This window comes from Paracoccus sp. R12_2 (genome assembly GCF_017744015.1).
Lineage (GTDB): Bacteria > Pseudomonadota > Alphaproteobacteria > Rhodobacterales > Rhodobacteraceae > Paracoccus.
The window spans coordinates 1-21,085 of sequence record NZ_JAGHRA010000012.1 but is presented as its reverse complement, the minus strand read 5'-3'; the positions used below and the strand labels follow the sequence as shown (position 1 = coordinate 21,085).

The window sequence follows — 21,085 nt, the reverse complement described above, 5'->3', positions numbered from 1 at the left end:
ATCCGCATTCCAGAGACGCCATGCCCGACCTGCCCTGCTTCTACGCACCCGAAACCCAGGCGCATGATCCGCGCTTCTGGATGCTGCGCGGTGTCCCAAGCCCGAACAAGGAACTGCCCGAACGCGCCGCGCGCCTGTTGACGGGGCTGGCGCGGCTGGATCTGACGGTCGTAACGCCGCCGGAATCCGACCGGGCGGCGATGCGGGCCATTCATACCGAACGCTATCTGTCCTTTCTGGAAACCTGCTGGGACGAATGGCAGGAATTTCCCGGCGCCGGCCCCGAAGTGGTGGCGAACCTGCATCCGCAGAAAGCCTCTCAATCCTATCCCGGCGGCATCGTGGGTCGCGCCGGCTGGCATCTTGCAGACACCGCCTGCCCGGTCGGACGGCACAGCTGGACCGCGGCGCTGCGAGGCGTCGACACCGCATTGGCGGCAACGGCATCGGTGCTGGATGGTGCGCCCGCAGCCTATGCGCTGTGCCGGCCCCCCGGCCATCACGCCGACGCAGACAGCGCGGCGGGGCATTGCTTCCTGAACAATTCCGCCATTGCGGCACAGGCCCTGCGCGGTCGCCACGAACGGGTTGCGGTGCTGGATATCGACGTCCATCACGGCAACGGCACGCAAGAGATATTCTATGATCGGAATGATGTGCTGACGGTGTCGGTCCACGCTGCGCCCGAAAACTTCTATCCGTTCTTTCTCGGCTATGCCCACGAAACGGGGCGCGACGCGGGCAAGGGCTACAACCTCAACCTGCCTCTGCCGATGGGATCGGGCGATGAGGCGTGGCTGGCTGCGATCGAGGCCGCACTTGGCCGCGTCCGGGACTTCGCCCCAGGCGCGCTGGTGCTTGCGCTGGGGCTGGACGCGCACGAAAACGACCCATTGCGGGGATTGGCCGTGACCACCCCTTGCTTCGCCAGGGCGGCGCGGTTGATCGCGGATCTGGGCCTGCCGACGGTCATGGTTCAGGAAGGCGGCTATCTTTCCGACGACCTGACCCGCAACATCGAATCATTCCTGGGCGGTTGGCTGAACCGCCGACCATAAAGAAAGCGCCCCGCGGTGATCGCGGAGCCCTGTTCGTTTTCATATCCGGGGCCTTATCCGGGACAGGCCGCCCCGGTGTCGATCCATGCCCGCGTCAGCTGGCCGAAAAGCTGCTGGGATCCGGGCGCGGGCGTCCTGCCTTCGCCCGGATCCCAGCCCCAGCCGACCAGGCCGTCATTGGCCATGTGATCGTGGATCTCGTCCATGGTCCGGTCGCCGTTGCGCTCGGGATCCTTCAGTTGCGTGCAGATCTCGCCCAGGCTCATGTCGGTCCAGGCCATCTCGACCGGGGCCAAGGACCATGGCTCGTGACCTGGAACGCTTTCGATTCCACCAACGCCGACGGTTTCATAGTTTTCCGGCCCATGACATGTGTTGCAGGTCATGCCCGGCGCCCCGAAATCCGCAGCACCCCGCACCACCGGCGGCATATGCGGATGCATATCATCGCCCTGCGTCGGACTGTCGCCCTTGGGGTGGCAATTGAGGCAGCGGGGATGGGTCAGAACCTTGCCCATCTCTTCGAAGATGGCGGCCGACCGTTCGGACGGGTCCGCGATGCTTTCAAATTCCGACGGGGCGCGCAGGTCCTGCGCCGCAGCGGGAAAGGCCAGCACAACCGCAAGCGTGACGGGCATCATCAGGCGTGTCATCATGTGCCTCCTCATGCGACGGGAACGATGGGCAGACGGCGCAGCGCCTTTCCGGTCATGCGACGCCAGGCATTGGCGACCGCAGGGCCGATGGGCGGCGTGCCGGGTTCGCCGACGCCTGTCGGCGGCTCGGCGGACTGCACGATCTCGACCTCGACCGCGGGCATCTGCGGGATGCGCATGATCGGATAGCTGTCCCAGTTCTGCTGACGGATGGTGCCGCCCTGATCCAGCGTGATCTCGCTGAACAGCACGGCAGAGAGACCATAGCCGATCCCCCCCTCCATCTGCGCGCGCACGATGTTGGGGTTGACGGCCAGCCCGCAATCTACCGCGCACCAGACACGGCGGACATGCGGAACGCCGCCACGATCCTCGACTTCGGCGATCTGCGCCACATAGCTGTCGAAGGATTTGACAACCGCCACGCCATATCCGAAATCGCCCGACATGTCAGCCATTTCGGCCACGCGCTGCAGCACAGCCTTTTCGCGCGGATGATCGTCGCCCAGCAAGGCCAGCCGACCCTCGATCGGATCGCGTCCGGCCTTTTCCAGCAGTTCATCGACGAAACATTCGACGGCGAACCCCGTGTGGCTGTGACCGACCGACCGCCACCACAGCGTCGTCACCGGCGATTCCATCTGTGCCCAACGAAGACGATGACTGGCGGTCGCGTATCGCAGTTCGGATGCGCCCTCGAAAGCGCTGAAATCGGGTCCGCCCTGCAGCATCCCTTCGAACGGGGTGCCGACGAAGATCGGCTGCGCTGCGATCCCGTGATCCCAGGCCGTGATCTTGCCATCCGCATCCAGCGCCGCGCGGATGTTGTGCACTGTCAGCGGGCGATAATATCCCCCCTGGATGTCATCCTCGCGCGTCCAGAGCAACTTGACCGCGCCGGGACCATGCGCCTTGGCGACCTCGCCCAGTTCGGCGGCGAAATGCGCGTCAGGCTGTGCGCGACGGCCGAAACTGCCCCCCGCCAGCATGGTATTCAGGCGCACGTTCTGAATGCCAAGCGTGCTGACCAGCGTGCCGACATCGCCGGTCTGCATCTGACTGCCCATCCAGACGTCAGCCTCGCCATCGCCCAGACGGATCACGCCATCCAGCGGCTCCATCGGGGTATGGGCGAGGTAGGGAAAGACATAGGTCGCCTCGACCATCTCGGCGCCACTCAGCGCCTGATCGACATCGCCTGTGGCCTCGACCTCCCAGTCGCGCGCCGCGTGTCCGGTGGCCCGCGCAGCCGCTGTCCACTGGTCGATCATCTGGTCGGTGCTGCGCGTTTCGGCGGAACTGTCGTCCCAGGCGATTTCCAGCGCCGCACGACCTTTCAGCGCAGCGAAGGTGTTGTCGGCATAGACCGCGACCCCTTGCGGGATCTGGGCGACCTTCTGCACGCCCGCCACCTGCAGCGCGGCGGAATCGTCGACCGAGGCGACAGTCGCGCCGAATTTCGGCGGATGGGCTACGACCGCAGTCAGCATCCCGTCCAGATAGATATCCAGCGAGAATTCGGCCTGCCCGTCGGTCTTGGCCTTCGTGTCCACCTTTGGCAGGTCGGTGCCGATCAGCCTGAACTGATCGGGCGACTTGACCTGCGGATCATCGGGGGCGGTCTGGCTGGCAGCGGCCTCGGCCAGTTCACCGAAGCTGGCAGACTGATCGCCAGCTCTCAGCACACCTTTCTCGATGGTGATCTGATCGGCAGGCACGCCGAATTTCTCGGCGGCCGCCGCGACCAGCATGGCGCGGGCAGCGGCACCTGCCTTGCGCATCTGCATGAAGCTGTTCGCCATCGAGCTTGAACCGCCCGTGCCCTGCATCCCGAAGGCCATGTTCGCGTATTTCTCGGCATCGGCGGGGGCGGCTGCGGCGCGCATCTGGCCCCAGTCCGCGTCCAGCTCTTCGGCCACAAGCGTCGTCAGGCCGGTATAGGGACCCTGGCCAAACTCGATATGCTTGATCAGGACCGTGACGGTGTTGTCGGGCGCGACGCGAATGAAGGCATTCGGCGCCCAATCTCCGTCAAGCGCGGGCAGTTCGTTGAAATAGCCGGGACGCGCCTCGGCGCGCGCAAGTCGCGGCAACGCGACCGCGACGATCAACCCGGTCAGGAAACCGCGGCGAGAAGTGTGGATGTTCATCGCCTAGCCCTCCAGCGTCTTGGCAGCATCATGGATGGCCTGCCGGATACGGACATAGGTCGCGCAGCGACAGATATTGCCGGCCATCGCGTTGTCGATGTCCTCGTCGGTCGGCGCGCCGTTCTGCTGCAGCAGCGCAGCCGCCGACATGACCTGCCCCGACTGGCAATAGCCGCATTGCGGCACGTCTATGGCGGTCCAGGCGGCCTGCACGGCTTCGGCCTCGGGACCGGACAATCCCTCGATCGTGGTCACATCGGACCCCTCGACCATCGAAATCGGGGTGACGCAGGACCGCCGCGTCATGCCGTTCAGATACACGGTGCAGGCGCCGCACTGGGCGATTCCGCATCCGAACTTGGTGCCGGTCAGGCGCAATTCATCCCGCAGCACCCACAGCAAGGGGGTATCAGGATCGACATCCACGCTTCGATCCTGTCCGTTCACGGTAAAGCTGATTGTCATCGCTGGCCTCTCCTTCTGGCTGGCTGAGGCGAGCTTAACAGAAATCCCGCAAGACGCGACCTCTTGCCGCAGAAAACCCGCCAGCGGTTAACGCGCGCATGCGCGATCCGTTCCGCGTGCCTGTCGCTTTACCCGCCCGCTGCGTCGGACTATCACAAATCCACGACAGGAGGGGCTAATGCGGATCTGCATCATCATCGCCGGCGGCACGATCACCTGCGCCGGAAAACCGCTGGCGCCGATGCCTGCGGACCGTTTTGCCGGCGCCGCAAGACAGTTGCTGGGTCCGACCCTTGCCGCCACATTCCCGCAGCTGGATCTGCACTTTGATGATGGGCTGCGCTTTGACAGCGCTTCGGGACTGCTGGACAGCACCGATCTGCGACCGGGCGACTGGTGCCGCATCGCCCGTCACATCCTGACAGGTTATGCCGATCACGACGCGTTCGTCGTGCTGCATGGCACCGACACGATGGATTACAGCGCCGCCGCGCTGCCCTTTCTGCTGAATGTCGTCGACCCGCTCGGCATTGGTCGTGCGGTGCTGTCCAAGCCGGTGATCCTGACCGGCGCCCAGTTGCCGCTGTTCCGCGAGACCAGCGACGATCTGGTCTTGAACGCGGGCGGCGACGGTTTCGCGAATCTTTCCGGTGCGCTGGCCTGCGCCGCACTGCGCATTCCCGAGGTGTCGTTGTTCTTCGACGGCAAGCTGTGGCGCGGATCCAGGGCGATCAAGGTCTCGACCACGCGCTTCGCGGCGTTCGACAGCCCGCATTTTCAGCCATTGGCAGAAGTGGGCATTGGCGTCTGGCATGGGCACGCAGCGCCGCTGCCGGGCCCTGCCGATCCACGGCTTGCACTGGATGACCCCTCGGCGCGGGTGATAGCCACGGCCCAGCTTGATGCGGTAGAGGCTTCCATCGAACAGCATCCGGTCGTCGAAATTCCGGCCACTCCGGCGGATCATGGCCGCCAGCATCCCCCCTTGGCCGCGATGATCGATGCGGCGGTGGCACAGGGCGCGCGCGGCATCCTGCTGACCGGCTATGGCGAGGGGAACCTGCCTGCGGGCGGCGGCGGGATAGAGGCCGCCCTGAGACGCGCGGACGACGCGGGGGTGACGACCATCGTCGGCAGCCGGGTCATAGGCGGAAAGGTCGGCACCTTCAACTACGCCGCCGGCGCGTGGATCGCCGGAACCGGCGCCATCGGGGCGGGCGACATGACCCCGCTCGCGGCCTTCGCCAAATTCTCGGTCCTGTCGGCCGCCGCAAACCACAACGGCTGGGACCGCGCTGGCCTGCGCCGGCTGATGCAGAGAAATCTTGCCGGCGAATGCACCGGGCAGGACCGGCTTGTGGATGGCGCGGTCCTGCGGCCGGGCATGGCGCTGAAATCGGCCTGCGGTGGTGCGTCTCTGGACAATGGCCCCGACGGGCTGGTCCTGCGGACGGGCGATGGGCGGCCCGTATGGTCACTGGACAGGCCCGGTCGGCTGATCATGCGTGACGCACCCGCCTTTGTTGCCCCGGATGGCGCGGTGCTGTGGCAGTCCGACGTCCGGTTGCCGGGCGGCGTGCTGATCCTTGAAGGCGACACCTACCCTGTCCTGATGCTGCACGATCCGGCGGGCCGCATTGCGCCGCTGAAAGTCGTGCCGACCCGAGATTGAGACGCAAGACCCGGACTTATCCGCGACCGAAAATGAAAAAGCCGCCGGAACACCTGCCGCAGGGAGGAGGGGGGCGGCGGTGCCCGGCGGCTTTCCCGAAAGGTCCAAGCACACGGACCGGGGAGGAAATGCCCGAGGTTTGTTCGCCTCGACAATCTCAGTTTGTCCGACGATCCCGGCCGGGTCATGCAAATGCGGCACGGAATTGCCGCAACGCAGCAAGATGCATCTTCTTTCGGCAGTCACGCGCGGAAAGATGAAAAATTCAGCCGTTCCGCAACGAAGCCGGACAGACGCGCCTGATCACGCCGCCGCAAGAGCGTCCAGATAGGTTGCCGACCACCAACCGACATCATGTTCCACGACGTCGCGCAGCAGCGCCGAATGGCGTCTGCGGCGTTCGTTCGCGGTCATGTGCATGGCGCGCGCGATGGCCTCGGCCAGTTCCCAGGGATCATGCGGGTTGATGATCAGCGCATCCCCCATGGTTTCCGCCGCGCCGGCGAATCGCGACAGGATCAGGACGCCGGGATCGGAAACGTCCTGCGCTGCCACATATTCCTTGGCCACCAGGTTCATGCCGTCGGCCAGCGGTGTCACCAGACCGATCCGCGCCTGCCGATACAGCCCTGCCAGCACGTTGCGGGGGATCGGACGATGGATGAAACGGATCGGCGTCCAGTTGACCGTCGCGAACTGACCGTTGATCCGTCCGGCCAGATGCTCGGTCTCTTCGCGGATATCCCGATACGCCTCGACCGCCTCGCGCGTCGGCGGGGCGATCTGCAGGAACGAGATCTTCTCGTGAAGATCGGAATTGTTTTCCATCAGCAACTGAAAGGCGCGAAATCGGTGCGGGATACCTTTCGAGTAATCCAGCCGGTCGACGCCGATCATCATCTGCGCGCCGGTCAGCGACCGCATCCGATCCTCGTCCGGCGCGGTGCGCGCCTCTTCGATGAACGCCGCCGTATCGATTCCGATGGGATACACATCCGCCCGCAGGACCCGCCCCTGCAATAGCAGCCGATGATCGTGCAGCGGCTCGATCTCGGCCAGTTGCCGGGCGCTTTCGGTGAAATTCGACAGATCGCGCCCGGCCTGAAATCCCAGCAGGTCGTAATGGGACAGCCAGTCGAACAATTCGCCCGGATTGGGCAATGCCGCGCAGTCGGCGGGACCGGGAAACGGGATATGCAGGAAATGGCCGATGGGGCATTCGACACCCAGCTTGCGCAGTTCAAAGGCAAGCGCGAACAGGTGGTAATCCTGCACCCAGATCCGGTCGTCGGGCCGCAGATGCGGCACCAGCAGCTTCGCGATTCGTTCGTTCACCCGGCGATATCCTTCGACATGACCGGGCAGGATGCGCATCAGATCGACGCGCCCGTGGCACAGCGGCCAGAGGACCGAATTGGAATAGCCCAGATAATAGGCCTCGTAATCTTCCTGTGTCAGATCGAAACTGGCGCGCTGGAACGCGGCGCCGGGATGCCAGGCCAGTTCGTCTTCCGGGGACTCGACCGGCTCGCCGGCAAAACCGACCCAGAGCCCGCCAGAACTGCGCAGCGCGTCCTGCAACGCGACGACAAGCCCGCCCGAGGGGTTGTCACCCAGCGGAAGGCGGTTCGAAACGACAACAAGCCTGGACATGATGCTTCCTCTCAGACCGCCAGCGCGCGGTTCAGCCAACGCGACAACGCGGCGGGGTCGGCAAGCCGATAGCGGGCACAACTGTCGCCCTCGCCGATCTTGATGCCGAAACCGCCCCGCGACTGCGCCTCGGCCATCGCGACCTCGTCAGTCAGGTCGTCACCGGCATAGACAGGCACGCGCCCGGCAAATAGCGGCAGATCCATCAGCCGGGCCAACGCGCGGTCCTTGCCGGCATTCGCGGGACGCAGTTCGATCGCCATCTTGGCCTGCTGAACCGCAAGCTGGGGATAATGGGCAACAAGCTCCGTCATCGTGCGATCCACCCATTCGGCCAGATCGGGGGCGGCGCGATAATGCATAACCACCCCGTGCGGCTTAGGCTCGATCATCAGGCGGTCGTCATGGGCGGCAAGATCCCTGGCCCTGACATGCAGGGCCTGGACATCCAGATCCGCAGCATCGACCGGGGCGATGTCCTGCCCTGGCAAGGCCATCTCGGCCCCGTGGCTGCCGGCGATCGCGCCTGGAAAACCCGGCAGATACTGGCGCAGATCATCCACGTTGCGCCCCGACACCAGCGCCACCGCCCCACCAAGGGCGTCGTGCAGTTCTGCAAGCATGGCTGGCGTGCCGGGCGGCACGATGATCGCATCGGGTCGGTCGGCGATCTCGACAAGGCAGCCGTCGAAATCCAGAAACAGCGCGGTATCGCGAGGCAGATCTGGCGGTGTCATCTGTCGGCTGTCTCCTGTGTCGCGGGCCTTCCGCCGCGCTGCCTGCGAAGACAACCACGAGACCCGTTGAACGGTTCATTTCAAGCGTGTCGAAACCCTGCCCCGCGACGCCTTCGGGGGCAAGCGTCAGAATTCCACCCCCGCCTGCGCCTTGATCCCCGCCCGGAACGGATGCTTGATCATCGCCATCTCGGTCACAAGATCAGCGGCGTCGATCAGCGGCTGGGGCGCTCCGCGTCCGGTCAGAACGACATGGCTCATCGGCGGCTTCTCGGCCGCAAGAAAATCAACGACCTGCGCCGTGTCCAGATAGCCATAGCGCAGCGCGATGTTGATTTCGTCCAGAAGCACCATCCGGATCGCGGGATCGCGGATCAGTTCGCGGGCCTTCTGCCATCCGGCGCGGGCCGCGGCGATGTCGCGCGACTTGTCCTGCGTTTCCCATGTGAACCCTTCGCCCATCGCGTGGAACTGGCACAGATCCCCGAAATGGTCGGTCAGCAGACGCCGTTCGCCGGTCTCCCATGATCCCTTGATGAACTGGACCACCGCGCAGGGCATGCCATGCGCGATGCAGCGCATGATCATGCCGAAACCGCTGCTGCTTTTCCCCTTGCCCGGTCCGGTATGAACAATCACCAGACCTTTTTCACCGGACTTGTCCATCATCATCCGGTCGCGCGCGGCCTTCTTCTTCGCCATTTTCTGCGCGTGCCGGGCCTGATCCTCGGGGGTGATGTCGCATGTCTCGCTCATCCGTCTGCTCCCTGCGCTTGACAATGGCTGCGCGCCGGCCTCAGTTGAGAGCGCGCTGGTTCCTGTCACTGTGACAGGCGAAGAGGGAATGCGAAAGGCCCCGCCCGAAAGGGCAGGTCCCGAACGCAGCCGCCCCCGCGACCGTGACCGGAGAGGTCGCCCATGCCACTGGCCCAAATGGTCGGGAAGGCGGGCAGACCGTTTGATCCGCAAGCCGGGAGACCTGCCAGCGCCGATTGTTGACGGGCGGACGGGGTGTTCCGCGACCGGCAGGCAGAGGCTGGCCGTGCGCCCGTGTCTGTCCTTCTGGCCCCACCCCTGACGCGAAAAAGGAAGGGGCCGCGATGCGCGCCATTTTGCATGTCTGCACGACCTGCCGCGGGGTTGCGGCAGAGCCGGTCGAACCACGCCCCGGCACACGCCTGCACCAGGCGCTGGAAACCGGTCCGTTGCCAGATGGCGTGGAACTGCGCGCCGTCGAATGCCTGTCCGCCTGCTCTCAGGGCTGTTCGGTGGCGCTGTCCGCACCGGGCAAATGGACCTATGTTTATGGCCGCCTTGGCCCCGAACATGCCGACGACATCCTGACGGGGGCCGCAGCCTATGCCGCCACCGCCGACGGACTTGTTCCATGGCGGGAACGGCCGACGATCTTTCGCAAACAAAGCCTTGCCCGAGTCCCACCGCAGGAGTGATCCATGACCGATCTGACCAAGACCCCCGTGACCATCATCACCGGCTTTCTGGGCGCCGGAAAGACCACGCTGGTCCGCCACCTGATGCGGAACCCGCAAGGCAGGCGACTGGCCGTTCTGGTCAATGAATTCGGCACCGTCGGCGTCGATGGCGAGATCCTGAAGGGCTGCGCCGACGACAACTGCCCGGCCGAGAACATCATGGAACTGTCGAACGGCTGCATCTGCTGCACCGTGGCCGACGATTTCATCCCGACGCTGGAGACGCTGATGGCACTGCCGCAAAAGCCCGATCACATCCTGATCGAGACATCCGGGCTGGCCTTGCCCAAGCCGCTGCTGAAGGCTTTCGACTGGCCCGCGATCCGGTCGCGGATCACCGTGGACGGGGTGATCGCGCTGGCCGACGCCGAGGCGGTGGCGGATGGCCGCTTTGCCCCCGACGCGGCAGCGGTGCAGGCACAGCGCGAGGCGGATGACAGCCTGGATCACGAAACCCCTCTTTCCGAGTTGTTCGAGGACCAGATCGCCTGCGCCGATCTGGTGCTGCTGACCAAGGCCGATCTGACCGGGGCCGAGGGTGTCGCGGCGGCTCGTGCCGCCATCGACGCCGTGGCCCCCCGCAAGCTGCCGATCCTGCCGGTGACCGAGGGGGCGATCGACCCTCAGGTGGTGCTTGGGCTTGGCGCGGCGGCAGAAGACGATCTGGCCGCGCGGCCCAGCCATCACGACGGCGCCGACGATCACGAACACGACGATTTCGACACGGTCGTGATCGAACTGCCGCAGATCGACGATGTGGCAGGACTGATGACCGCCATAGAACGCCTTGCGCGTGAACAGAACATCCTGCGCGTGAAAGGCCATGTCGCCATCACCGGAAAGCCCATGCGGCTGTTGGTGCAGGCCGTCGGCGCGCGGGTCCGGCACCAGTTCGACCGTCCGTGGGGCGATGCCCCGCGCGTCTCGCGGCTGGTCGTGATTGGCGAACATGCCCACGTCGACGAATCCGCGATCCGCGACGTTCTTCTGCGGGCCGTGCCCGCCTGATGCATGTCGTCTTCCGCGAAAGCCACGGTCTGGATGAGACCGACACCCCCTTCGATCCCGGTCAGACGCCCGCGGATCTGGTGGTGCTGTCCTATTCCGACAGCGATCTGGGCGCTTTCGCGACGGGCTGGAAACGCGCGAAAGGCGCGCTGCCGTCGATGCGGCTGTGCAATCTGGTGGCGCTGCGCCATCCGGTGTCGGTCGATACCTACCTGGAAAACACTCTGGCCGGGGCAAAGGGTATCCTGATCCGCCTGATCGGCGGCGAGGCCTATTGGTCCTATGGCCTTGCCTCGGTGCAGGATCTTGCGCGGCGCAAGGGCATCGCGCTGGCTGTGCTGCCCGCAGACGGGCGGGACGACCCCCGGCTGGATGCCGTCTCGACCGTGCCGGGTTCCGTGCTGCGGCAACTCAAGCGGCTTTGCGATCAGGGCGGCGCGGTCGCCGCACAGGCGGCGCTGGCGCAGATGGCACTGGCCGCAGGTCTCTATGCCGGTCCGGTGACGGGTCGGACGACATTGCCCGACTGGGGCTTCTACGATCCCGATGCCGGCGTGATCCCGGCCGCGCCAGAGGGGTCGCTGGCCATCGTCAGCTTCTACCGCAGCTATCTTGCCGCTGCCGATACGGGGCCCATCGACGCGCTGATCCATGGCTTGCGACGGGCCGGGTTTGCCAGTTGCGGGGTCTTTGCCCCGTCGCTGAAATCGCCGGGCTTCGGGGCGTGGTTTCGACAAGCCTTGCGTGACACACCTGCGGCGATCGTCAACGCAACCGGATTTTCGGTCCGGGCCGAGACCGCTTCGGGCCCGTTCGACGACTTGGCCTGCCCTGTCTTCCAGGTGGCGCTGTCCACGAATCGCCGGCACGAATGGGCGCGGGCCGAGCGCGGGCTGTCGCCGGCGGATCTGGCGATGCATGTGGTCCTGCCGGAAATCGACGGCCGCATCTTCGCCGGCGCTGTCAGTTTCAAGGCGCCTGGGCCGCGCGATCCCGACCTGCAATTCAGCCGCTTCGCGCATCGCGCAGATCCAGTCCTCGTCGCACAAGCTGTTGATCGGGTCGCGGCATGGCACCGATTGCCGATCACGCCACCCGCCGCGCGGCGGGTGGCGATGATCCTGTCCACATATCCCGGTCGCGACTGGCAGATGGCGCATGCGGTGGGGCTGGACGCGCTGGCCTCGGCCGATGCGGTCGCAAGCGTGTTGGCGGACGAAGGCTATTGCGTCCCGACCGGGGCTTCGGCGCAAGCCCTGCAAACCGAACGTATCGCGTTTCCGGTCGCGGATTATCTGGCGGCCCTGAAATCGCTTCCCCCACGCCTGCGGGACGAACTGTCCAGGACATGGGGCGAACCCGCCGAAGACCCGGCCTTCGCGGATGGCGCGTTTCATTTCGCCGCTGCGCGTCGCGGCAACCTGTTGCTGGCACTGCAGCCCGAACGCAGCGACCAGCGACAGCGGGACGATGACTACCATGACCTCAGCCGCGTGCCGCGCCACGCCTATGTCGCCTTCTATCTGTGGCTGCGGGCGCAGGGCCTGCACGCGCTGATCCACATGGGCGCGCATGGCACGCTGGAATGGTTGCCCGGCAAGGCCGTGGCACTGTCGGCCGAATGCTGGCCCGAGGCATTGGCGGGCGCGCTGCCCATCATCTACCCGTTCATCGTCAACGATCCGGGCGAAGCCGCGCAGGCCAAGCGGCGTCTGGGCGCCGTGACGCTTGGCCATCTGCCGCCGCCGATGCAGCAGGCGCGGATACCGGCGGGGCTAAGCGATCTTGAGCGGCTGCTGGACGAATATTCGACCGCCGACGGGCTGGACCCCGGTCGCCGCGACCGGCTGATCGCCGATATCCGGGACGAGGCGCGCGGCGCGGGCGTCGAAACGGATCTGGGCATTCCGGCCGGCGCATCGTCCGCCGAGGCGATCACCCGGATCGACCGCTTCGTGTGCGACATCAAGGAAAGCCAGTACGGCGCAGGACTGCATGTCTTTGGCGCGGGTTCCTGCGGCACCGCGGAACGCGCGGGCCTGCTGGCCGCGCTGAACGGAGACCACGTTCCCCCCGGCCCGTCGGGGTCGCCCGCGCGCGGGCGCAGCGACGTTCTGCCCACCGGACGTAATCTCTACAGCGTCGATCCACGCGCCGTGCCGACGAAATCGGCCCATGCGCAAGGTGTGAAACTGGCCGAAGAGGTGTTGCGTCGGCACCTTCAGGATCACGGCGACTGGCCGCGCGGACTGGTCGTCGATCTTTGGGGCAGCGCGACGATGCGCACGGCGGGCGAAGAATTCGCGATGGCCCTGAACCTGGCCGGTCTGAAACCGGTCTGGGACGCAGGATCGGGCCGCGTCTCGGGCATCGAGGTGATCCCGCTGACGTTGCTGGACCGCCCGCGCATCGACGTGACGCTGCGGGTGTCAGGGCTGTTCCGCGACACGTTCCCGGTGCTTGCGCAGCTGTTCGAAACCGGTGCGTCGGCGTTGGCTGGGCGCGACGAGGCCCCATCCGACAATCCCTATCTTGCGCGCAGCCCACGCGTCTTCGGCCCCGAACCGGGTCAGTATGGGCTGGGGATGGGCGTCGCCGCCGGAACATTCACCGAAGCCGCGCGGCAGGCCGCCGCCGAGGCGTGGCTGGCGGCATCAAGCTGGGCGATCGGTCAGGACGGTGTCCCCCGCCGCGAACGCCCGGCACTGGAAGCCAGGCTGGCATGCGCCGACAGTTTCGTCCATGCGCAGGACCTGCCTGAAAGCGATCTGCTGCTGGCCGCCGACTATGCCGCGCACGAAGCCGGTTTTGCTGCGGCAATGTCCCGGATCGGCGCGGACGCGCCGGCGATGTATCACCTTGACACCACCCGGCCGGACCGTCCCCGCGCCCGTGCCCTGACGGAAGAAATCGCCCGCGTGGTGCGCGCGCGGGCCGCCGATCCGCACTGGGCCGACGCGATGACGGCGCATGGGTTTCGCGGTGCGGCGGAAATCGCCGCGACGCTGGACCATATGGCGGCGTTCGCGCATCTGGCCCAGGCCGTGCCCCCGCATCTTTTCGACCTCTATCACGATGCAACGCTTGGCCGGGCCCGGATCGTGGCGTTCATGGCGGATGCCAACCCCGCCGCGCTGGCCGCCATGCGCGACCTGTTCCGTCGTCTGGCCGAGGCCGGTTTGTGGTTCACACGGCGCAATTCGATCGCGGCCACGCTGGAGACCGGATCATGACGCCGATCAGGGGATGGTGCCCCGGCGCGCTGCGCCCGATGGAGTCAGGCGATGGCTGGGTGGTGCGGCTGCGGCCGCCCGGCGGGCGGCTGACATCGGCGCAGGCGGCGGGCACCGCACAGGCCGCACGCCAGCACGGAAATGGCCGGATCGACCTGACCGGGCGTGCCAATCTGCAACTGCGCGGCGTCACGCCCGGCAGCCACGCCCCGCTGGTGGCCATGCTTCGGACGCTGGGACTGGTCGATCCCGACATCGCGTCCGAGACGCGCCGCAACCTTGTCGTCACGCCCTTCGCGGACGCCGATACGGACCGGATCGCCGCCGAACTGATGACCGCGCTGGCCTTGTGCGATCTGACCCTGCCCGCGAAATTCGGCTTTGCCGTCGATACCGGCCCGGCCCCGGTCCTGGCCGACACGCCCGCCGATATCCGGCTGGAACGTGGCGCGGATGGTTTGCCGATCCTGCGCGCCGATGGCATGACCCGCGGGCAAAGACTGTCCGGTGCGGCACAGGCCATCGCCATGGCCCGCTGGTTTCTGGACCTGGGCGGCGCGGCCGATGGCCGGGGCCGCATGGCGGCGCTGATCGCGCGCGGGCCGCACCCTGAGAACGCGGTGCACGCCTCGGCTTTGCCGCGACGCGCCCCCGGTCCGGGACCGGTCGCGCAGGGCGTGCTAGTCGCGCCGGAGTTCGGCCAGATGACAGCCGACCTTCTACAGGCAATTTCCGAATTTGGTCCGCTTCGCGTCACCCCGTGGCGCATGCTGCTGATCGAGGGGCTCGCGACCGTTCCAGCGCTGAGCGGCCTGATCCTGTCCCCCGACGATCCCCGCCTGCGGCTGCGCGCCTGCACCGGCGCGCCCCGATGTGCGCAGGCCTGTGCGCCCACGCGCGAACTGGCGCGGCAACTGGCCCCCGCGATACCGGACGGTGCGATCCTGCATGTGTCGGGCTGCGCAAAGGGCTGCGGCTGGCCACGCCCGGCCGACCGGACGCTGACCGCGACCCCGCAAGGTTTCGACCTGATCCGCAACGGTCGCGCGGGCGATGCCCCGCAGCGGACCGGGCTGCGGCCCGATGAATTGCCAGGAATCCTGTGATGCCACATGTCTATGAAACCGACGGCGCCGCGATCTATCGCCAATCCTTCGCCACGATCCGGGCCGAGGCCGATCTGTCCAGCTTCGACGATGACGAGGAGCCCGTGGTCGTCCGAATGATCCACGCGGCAGGTCTGGTCGGGCTGGAACGCGATGTCCGTTTCACCCCCGGCATGGCCGCCGCCGCGCGACGCGCGTTGCAGGGTGGCGCACCGGTGCTGTGCGACGCGCGCATGGTCAGCGAAGGGATCACCCGTCCGCGCCTGCCCGCCGAGAACGCGGTGATCTGCACGCTGCACGACCCCCGCGTCCCCGACATGGCGCGCGCGATGGCCAATACCCGCAGCGCCGCCGCGATCGAATTGTGGCGCCCCCATCTGGCCGGTGCAGTGATCGCGATCGGCAACGCGCCCACGGCGCTGTTCCATCTGCTGAACATGTTGGAAGACCCGGCCTGTCCCCGCCCCGCAGCCATCATCGGCTGTCCGGTCGGTTTCGTCGGGGCCGCAGAATCAAAACAGGCCCTGATCGACGCCGCGCCGGTGCCCGCGCTGATCGTCAGGGGGCGGCTTGGCGGCTCGGCCATCACCGTGGCCGCCGTCAACGCGCTGGCAAGCCGGAGGGAATAGGCGATGGGCAAGATCATCTGCGCGGGCCTTGGCCCCGGCGATCCCGACCTGATCTCGGTTCGCGCCGATCGGGCGATCCGGTCCGTGCGTCATGTCGCCTATTTCCGCAAGGCGGGACGACCGGGGCAGGCGCGCCGCATCGTCGATGGAATGCTGGCATCGGGCGCCCACGAACACCCGATGGAATATCCGGTGACGACCGAACTGCCCTTCGACAGCCCCGCCTATAACGATCTGCTGGCGGCCTTCTATGACGACTGGGCGCATCGACTTGCGGCGCTGGCCGCCCACGAGGATGTCGTGGTGCTGTGCGAGGGCGATCCGTTCTTCTACGGCTCTTTCATGCATCTGTATGTCCGGCTGCGCGACAGCGCTGCGATCGAGATCATTCCCGGCATTCCCGGCATGGCCGGCTGCTGGAACGCCACGGGACAGCCGATCACATGGGGTGACGATGTGCTGTGCGTGCTGATGGGCACCCTGTCCGAGGCGGATCTGACGCGGCACATGCAAGGCGCCGACGCGCTGGTGGTGATGAAGACCGGGCGCAACCTTCCCAAGATCCGGCGTGCGCTGGCCCGTGCGGGCCGGTTGGATTCGGCGTGGCTGATTGAACGCGGCACCATGCCGGGTCAACGCGTCGCGCGGCTGGCCGAGATCGAGGATCGGGACTGTCCCTATTTCGCCATCGTGATGGTCCACGGCCAGGGGCGCCGTCCCATCCGATTGGCCGGGGCCGCGGAATGAGCGGCTGGATCACCGTCGCCGGAATCGGTCCGGGCGCCGAGGCGCAGATCACCCCCGAGGTCATTGCGGCGCTGGCCGAGGCGACCGATATCGTCGGCTATGTTCCCTATGTGGCCCGCATCACGCCGCGCCCCGGCCTGAGATTGCACCCATCGGACAATCGGGTCGAACTGGACAGGGCAAGATCGGCACTGGACATGGCCGCCATGGGCCGCCGCGTCGTGATCGTGTCATCGGGCGATCCGGGCGTCTTCGCGATGGCCTCGGCCCTGTTCGAGGCGTTGGAGGCGCATCCCGGCCAGGATTCCGACATCCGCGTCCTGCCCGGCATCACGGCGATGCTGGCCGCCGCCGCCCGCGCGGGTGCGCCATTGGGCCACGATTTCTGCGCGATCAACCTGTCGGACAATCTCAAGCCATTCGCGATCATCGAACACCGGCTTCGCCATGCCGCGCGGGGCGATTTCGCGATGGCATTCTATAACCCCCGCTCGGCCAGCCGGCCGGACGGTTTCGTCCGTGCGCTGGCCATCCTGCGCGAGGAATGCGAACCCGACCGGCTGATGATCTTTGCCCGCGCCGTCTCGACCCCGGCCGAGACGCTACGCATCGTCACGCTGGCCGAGGCCACGCCCGACATGGCCGACATGCGGACTGTCGTGCTGGTCGGCAACAGGGCCACGCAACGCGTCGGGCGATGGGTCTATACACCGCGCAGCCATCGCGCAGGGGTCGTCTGATGCACCCAGTCGATTGCAGCCTCCGGGGTGTCGACACTGTCGCATGGCGGCAGGGCCGGACGGTCGACCATCACGACCGACAGGCCAAGTCGCCGTGCCGCGATCAGCTTGGCCTTGGCGCCGGTTCCGCCAGCGTTTCTGGTGACGAGATGGGTGATCGCATGGTCACGCAGCAGCGCCTCGTCCGCGTCGGGCGTGAACGGGCCACGCGCGATCACTGCATGCGCGTTGCGCAAGGACAGCGGGGCATCGGGCGGATCCACCAGTCGCAGCAGCCAGTGATGCGAAAGTTCCGCAAACGCTGCCAGATGCTGCCTGCCGATGGCCAGAAACACGTGCGCCGGTTCTTCGGGCAAAACCTTCGCGGCTGCCTGAAGATGAGGCACATGCAACCAGTTGTCGCCAGCGTCGGGTTGCCATGGCGGTCGGTGCAGCGACAGGATCGGAACCGTCGTGGCCTTTGCTGCGGCGATGGCATTGCGGCTGATCTGGGCAGCGAAGGGGTGTGTGGCGTCGATGACATGGCCGATCGCCTGCGCCCGCAGATAATCGGCCAACCCATCGGCACCGCCAAAGCCGCCAATGCGGATGGGCAGCGGCTGATCCACCGGGTGCGTGGTCCGGCCGGCATAGGAATAGACCGCGTCCATCCCCGCATCGGCCAGCAACCGCGCCAGACGGCCGGCCTCGGTCGTGCCGCCCAGAAGAAGGATGCGTGACATGGATGAACCCTGGCTGACCATCATCGGCATTGGCGAAAATGGCCTGTCGGGACTGCCGGATGCAAGCCGGTCGATGCTGTCGCGGGCCGATATCGTCTTTGGCGGCCCGCGTCACCTTGCGCTTGCAAAGGCGGGCGACAAGGGTCGGGAATGGCCGGTGCCGTTCGATATCGCGCCGGTCCTGGCCGAACGAGGTCGCCGCGTCGTGGTTCTTGCGTCAGGAAATCCCTTCTGGTTCGGCGCGGGCGGCAGCCTGACGGCTCAGTTGCAGCCCGGCGAATGGCGCGCCCTGCCCGCGCCGGGCGTCTTCTCGCTGGCCGCCGCACGGTTGGGATGGCGGATCGAGGACACGACCTGCCTTGGCCTGCATGCCGCGCCGCTGGCCCGGCTGCGCCCCTATCTGTCGCGCGGTTGCCGGATCATCGCCACGCTGCGCGACGGTACGGCGCCGCCTGGGCTGGCGCGATGGCTGTCGGCGCAGGGTATGGGTGCGATGGGCATGGTGGTGCTGGAACGCATGGGCGGGCCGCAGGAACGGGTGCGCTTCACCCGTGCCGAAAGCTTCGGCGCGACCGGTGCCGATACGCCCGTCGCGGTAGCGCTGAACGGCGATGATCTGCCGCGAGAGATCGGCCTGTCCCGCGTGCCCGGCCGCCCGCAGGCGACATTCACCCATGATGGCCAGATCACCAAGTCCGCCATCCGCGCGATCACGCTGGCCGCGCTGGCTCCACGCCCGCGCGAGATCCTGTGGGATATCGGCGGCGGGTCGGGTTCCGTCTCGGTCGAATGGGCGCTGGCGGGCGGACGGTCCTGGACGGTAGAGCCGCGCGAAAATCGACAGCGCAATATCGAGGCGAATATCAGGGCGTTCGGAATGGACAACCAGGTGACCCTGTGCCCGGGCGCCGCGCCGCAGGCGCTGGACGACCTGCCCGAACCCGATGCTGTCTTCGTCGGCGGTGGCGGCAGCCCGGCGCTGTTTCGCGATCTGTGGTCCCGGCTGCCGACGGGTGTGCGAGTCGTTGCCAATGCCGTGACGCTGGAGACCGAGGCATTGCTGTTCGACCTGCAACACCGCCATGGCGGCAAGTTGCAGCGGCTCGAGATCGCCGAAGCCACGCCTTTGGGCCGTATGCGGGGCTGGCAGGCCGCCCGCCCGGTCACCCAATGGCAGGTGACGCGATGAGGATTGCGGGCATCGGGTGCCGCAGCGGCGCCCCGGCGAAGGCGTTGCGCGACGCCTTGACCCGGGCCGAGGCGCGCGGCGGACCGGCCTGCGCGCTGGCGACCATCGACGCCCGCCGGACCGAGGTCGCCGCGTTGGGACGGCCCCTCCATCTGGTCGCCGTCGCAGGCATCACGACGCCCAGCCAGTCCGCGCGCGTGCTTGCGACCCATCTGACCGGATCGGTGGCCGAGGCCGCCGCACTGGCCGCATGCGGTCCGGGCGCACGCATCGTGGTCCCGCGCATCATCAGCAGTTGCGGCAGCGCCACCGCCGCCATCGCCGAATCCCAACCCGAAGGAACAAGATGACCGTCCATTTCATCGGTGCCGGTCCCGGCGCCGCCGATCTGATCACGCTGCGCGGGCGCGACCTGATCGCCGCCTGCCCGGTCTGCCTTTACGCGGGATCGCTGGTCCCCGACGCGCTGCTTGCCCACTGCCCGCAGGGCGCGCGGATCGTGAATACGGCCCCCCTCAGCCTCGACCGGATCATTGCCGAGATTCGGGCGGCGCATGAAGCAGGCCAGGATGTCGCGCGGCTGCATTCGGGCGATCTGTCGATCTGGTCCGCGATGGGCGAACAGCTGCGACGGCTGCGCGATCTGGGCATTCCCTGCCAGGTCACGCCGGGCGTCCCCGCCTTCGCCGCCGCGGCCGCCCTGCTGCAGACCGAACTGACGCTGCCCGGCATCGCGCAATCGGTCGTGCTGACGCGAACTCAGGGACGCGCCACATCGATGCCCGAGGGCGAGACATTGGCGAATTTTGCCAGAACCGGCGCGACGATGGCGATCCATCTGTCCATTCATGCGCTGGACCGCGTCGTGTCCGAATTGACGCCCCATTTCGGACCGGGCTGCCCGGCCGCTGTGGTCTGGCGGGCAAGCTGGCCCGACCAGCGGATGATCCGCGCGACACTTGCAACCATCGCCGATCGGGCACAGGGCATCGATCGGACCGCGCTGATCCTTGTCGGCCCCGCGCTGGCGGCAGAAGGATTTGATGAAAGCCGCCTTTACGCCGCCGATTACGACCGCCGGTATCGCCCGTTCGGCCCCAGCCCGCGGTTTTCCGAATGACGCCGGGCCTGATGATATCCGCCCCAGCCTCGGGGACCGGCAAGACGACGCTGATGCTGGGGCTGCTGACCGCGCTGAGGGCGCACGGCATGTTGGTGCAGCCTTTCAAGTCGGGCCCAGACTATATCGACCCGGCATTTCATCTGGCGGCCTCGGGTCGCGCGTCGTTCAATCTCGACACATGGGCAATGGGTGCCGCGCAGATCGCAGCCCACGCAGCGCTGGCGGATGACGCGGATCTGGCGCTGGCCGAGGGGTCGATGGGGCTGTTCGACGGGGTGGCGAAACCGGGCGAGACCGGCATCGGCGCCAGCGCCGAGATCGCGGCGCTGATGGGGTGGCCGGTGGTCCTGATCCTTGACGTGTCCGGTCAGGCACAATCGGCGGCGGCGGTGGCACGAGGCTTTGCCTCGCTGCGGCCGGATCTGCCGTTCGCGGGCGTGGTGCTGAACCGCGTCGCATCCGTGCGGCACGAGGCGCTGATCCGCGAGGGAATGCAGGCGGCGGGGATCGCGGTTCTGGGCGTGCTGCCCCGACAGGGCAATATCGATCTGCCCGAACGCCACCTGGGCCTTGTGCAGGCCGAGGAAACCGCCGGTCTGGACGATATCCTGCAGCGTGCCGGCGACTTCATCGCAGCCCATTGCGATCTTGACCGCATCGTCGCGGCCGCCGCCGCGCGCGCCCTGCCCCCCGCCGCCCCGCAT

At 67.1% G+C, this 21,085-nt stretch carries 20 protein-coding genes and 1 riboswitch; of the genes, 13 read left to right on the top strand and 7 right to left on the bottom strand.

Annotation, left to right across the window (positions count from 1 at the left end):
• Window positions 1-20 precede the first annotated feature (20 nt).
• A complete protein-coding gene (locus J7359_RS14030; RefSeq protein ID WP_209057506.1) occupies window positions 21-1,058 on the top strand; it encodes a histone deacetylase family protein in 1,038 nt (345 codons plus the stop codon).
• A 53-nt stretch (window positions 1,059-1,111) separates the two neighbouring features.
• Here J7359_RS14030 and J7359_RS14025 read toward each other — a convergent pair whose 3' ends face one another.
• From J7359_RS14025 to J7359_RS14015, 3 genes are read right to left on the bottom strand one after another with little or no spacing between them, the layout of a single operon-like run.
• Entirely contained in the window at window positions 1,112-1,711 is a 600-nt protein-coding gene (locus J7359_RS14025) for an Isoquinoline 1-oxidoreductase subunit (RefSeq protein WP_209057505.1), read from the bottom strand.
• 11 nt (window positions 1,712-1,722) lie between these two features.
• A complete protein-coding gene (locus J7359_RS14020) occupies window positions 1,723-3,864 on the bottom strand; it encodes a molybdopterin cofactor-binding domain-containing protein (RefSeq protein ID WP_209057504.1) in 2,142 nt (713 codons plus the stop codon).
• 3 nt (window positions 3,865-3,867) lie between these two features.
• Window positions 3,868-4,329, bottom strand: a complete 462-nt coding sequence (locus J7359_RS14015; protein WP_209057502.1) for a (2Fe-2S)-binding protein — start codon at window positions 4,327-4,329, stop codon at window positions 3,868-3,870.
• A 178-nt stretch (window positions 4,330-4,507) separates the two neighbouring features.
• Here J7359_RS14015 and J7359_RS14010 point away from each other — a divergent pair, with 178 nt between their 5' ends.
• On the top strand, window positions 4,508-6,001 hold the full coding sequence (locus tag J7359_RS14010; RefSeq protein ID WP_209057500.1) for an asparaginase domain-containing protein: 1,494 nt from the start codon (window positions 4,508-4,510) through the stop codon (window positions 5,999-6,001).
• A 303-nt stretch (window positions 6,002-6,304) separates the two neighbouring features.
• On the opposite strand, the gene J7359_RS14005 is transcribed toward J7359_RS14010, so the two are convergent.
• The 3 genes from J7359_RS14005 to cobO all read right to left on the bottom strand — a co-directional run bounded on the left by J7359_RS14005 (window position 6,305) and on the right by cobO (window position 9,147).
• The gene (locus tag J7359_RS14005; RefSeq protein WP_209057498.1) at window positions 6,305-7,654 is read right to left on the bottom strand and encodes a trehalose-6-phosphate synthase; all 1,350 of its coding nucleotides are present in this window, start codon (window positions 7,652-7,654) and stop codon (window positions 6,305-6,307) included.
• 11 nt (window positions 7,655-7,665) lie between these two features.
• Window positions 7,666-8,391, bottom strand: a complete 726-nt coding sequence (gene otsB / locus J7359_RS14000) for a trehalose-phosphatase (protein WP_209057495.1) — start codon at window positions 8,389-8,391, stop codon at window positions 7,666-7,668.
• A 126-nt stretch (window positions 8,392-8,517) separates the two neighbouring features.
• Window positions 8,518-9,147 (bottom strand): cob(I)yrinic acid a,c-diamide adenosyltransferase, encoded by a 630-nt coding sequence (gene cobO, locus J7359_RS13995; protein WP_209057492.1) that lies wholly within the window; start codon window positions 9,145-9,147, stop codon window positions 8,518-8,520.
• Window positions 9,148-9,186: 39 nt separating this feature from the next.
• Window positions 9,187-9,393, top strand: a riboswitch (cobalamin riboswitch).
• A 98-nt stretch (window positions 9,394-9,491) separates the two neighbouring features.
• Between cobO and J7359_RS13990 the strand changes: the two genes are divergently transcribed.
• From J7359_RS13990 to cobJ, 7 genes are read left to right on the top strand one after another with little or no spacing between them, the layout of a single operon-like run.
• The gene (locus tag J7359_RS13990; protein WP_209057490.1) at window positions 9,492-9,842 is read left to right on the top strand and encodes a DUF1636 domain-containing protein; all 351 of its coding nucleotides are present in this window, start codon (window positions 9,492-9,494) and stop codon (window positions 9,840-9,842) included.
• 3 nt (window positions 9,843-9,845) lie between these two features.
• Window positions 9,846-10,892, top strand: a complete 1,047-nt coding sequence (gene cobW, locus J7359_RS13985) for a cobalamin biosynthesis protein CobW (RefSeq protein WP_209057488.1) — start codon at window positions 9,846-9,848, stop codon at window positions 10,890-10,892.
• Window positions 10,892-14,125, top strand: coding sequence for a cobaltochelatase subunit CobN (cobN, locus tag J7359_RS13980; RefSeq protein WP_209057485.1), 3,234 nt, complete (start codon window positions 10,892-10,894; stop codon window positions 14,123-14,125). The genes cobW and cobN overlap by 1 nt, the downstream gene beginning before the upstream one ends.
• Complete coding sequence (cobG, locus tag J7359_RS13975) at window positions 14,122-15,231, top strand: precorrin-3B synthase (RefSeq protein WP_209057483.1); 1,110 nt, start codon at window positions 14,122-14,124, stop codon at window positions 15,229-15,231. The genes cobN and cobG overlap by 4 nt, the downstream gene beginning before the upstream one ends.
• Window positions 15,231-15,860: a precorrin-8X methylmutase gene (locus J7359_RS13970; protein WP_209057481.1), complete on the top strand. Its 630-nt coding sequence runs from the start codon at window positions 15,231-15,233 to the stop codon at window positions 15,858-15,860. The genes cobG and J7359_RS13970 overlap by 1 nt, the downstream gene beginning before the upstream one ends.
• Window positions 15,861-15,863: 3 nt before the next feature.
• On the top strand, window positions 15,864-16,607 hold the full coding sequence (cobI, locus tag J7359_RS13965; RefSeq protein ID WP_209057479.1) for a precorrin-2 C(20)-methyltransferase: 744 nt from the start codon (window positions 15,864-15,866) through the stop codon (window positions 16,605-16,607).
• Window positions 16,604-17,347 carry a precorrin-3B C(17)-methyltransferase gene (cobJ, locus tag J7359_RS13960; protein WP_209057477.1) on the top strand — a complete coding sequence of 248 codons (744 nt, stop codon included), beginning with the start codon at window positions 16,604-16,606 and terminating at the stop codon, window positions 17,345-17,347. Before cobI ends, cobJ begins: the two co-directional genes overlap by 4 nt.
• Here the strand turns inward: cobJ and J7359_RS13955 are convergent.
• Complete coding sequence (locus tag J7359_RS13955) at window positions 17,311-18,069, bottom strand: cobalt-precorrin-6A reductase (protein ID WP_209057475.1); 759 nt, start codon at window positions 18,067-18,069, stop codon at window positions 17,311-17,313. The two genes, cobJ and J7359_RS13955, sit on opposite strands and share 37 nt — an antisense overlap.
• On the opposite strand from J7359_RS13955, the gene cbiE reads away from it, so the two are divergent.
• The 4 genes from cbiE to J7359_RS13935 all read left to right on the top strand — a co-directional run.
• Window positions 18,068-19,258, top strand: a complete 1,191-nt coding sequence (gene cbiE, locus J7359_RS13950) for a precorrin-6y C5,15-methyltransferase (decarboxylating) subunit CbiE (RefSeq protein WP_209057473.1) — start codon at window positions 18,068-18,070, stop codon at window positions 19,256-19,258. The two genes, J7359_RS13955 and cbiE, sit on opposite strands and share 2 nt — an antisense overlap.
• Window positions 19,255-19,608 carry a cobalamin biosynthesis protein gene (locus tag J7359_RS13945; protein ID WP_209057471.1) on the top strand — a complete coding sequence of 118 codons (354 nt, stop codon included), beginning with the start codon at window positions 19,255-19,257 and terminating at the stop codon, window positions 19,606-19,608. The genes cbiE and J7359_RS13945 overlap by 4 nt, the downstream gene beginning before the upstream one ends.
• The gene (cobM, locus tag J7359_RS13940) at window positions 19,605-20,378 is read left to right on the top strand and encodes a precorrin-4 C(11)-methyltransferase (protein WP_209057469.1); all 774 of its coding nucleotides are present in this window, start codon (window positions 19,605-19,607) and stop codon (window positions 20,376-20,378) included. Before J7359_RS13945 ends, cobM begins: the two co-directional genes overlap by 4 nt.
• Before the next feature lie 11 nt (window positions 20,379-20,389).
• Window positions 20,390-21,085, top strand: a 696-nt coding sequence (locus J7359_RS13935; protein ID WP_209057468.1) for a cobyrinate a,c-diamide synthase, incomplete at its 3' end; no start/stop codon positions are given.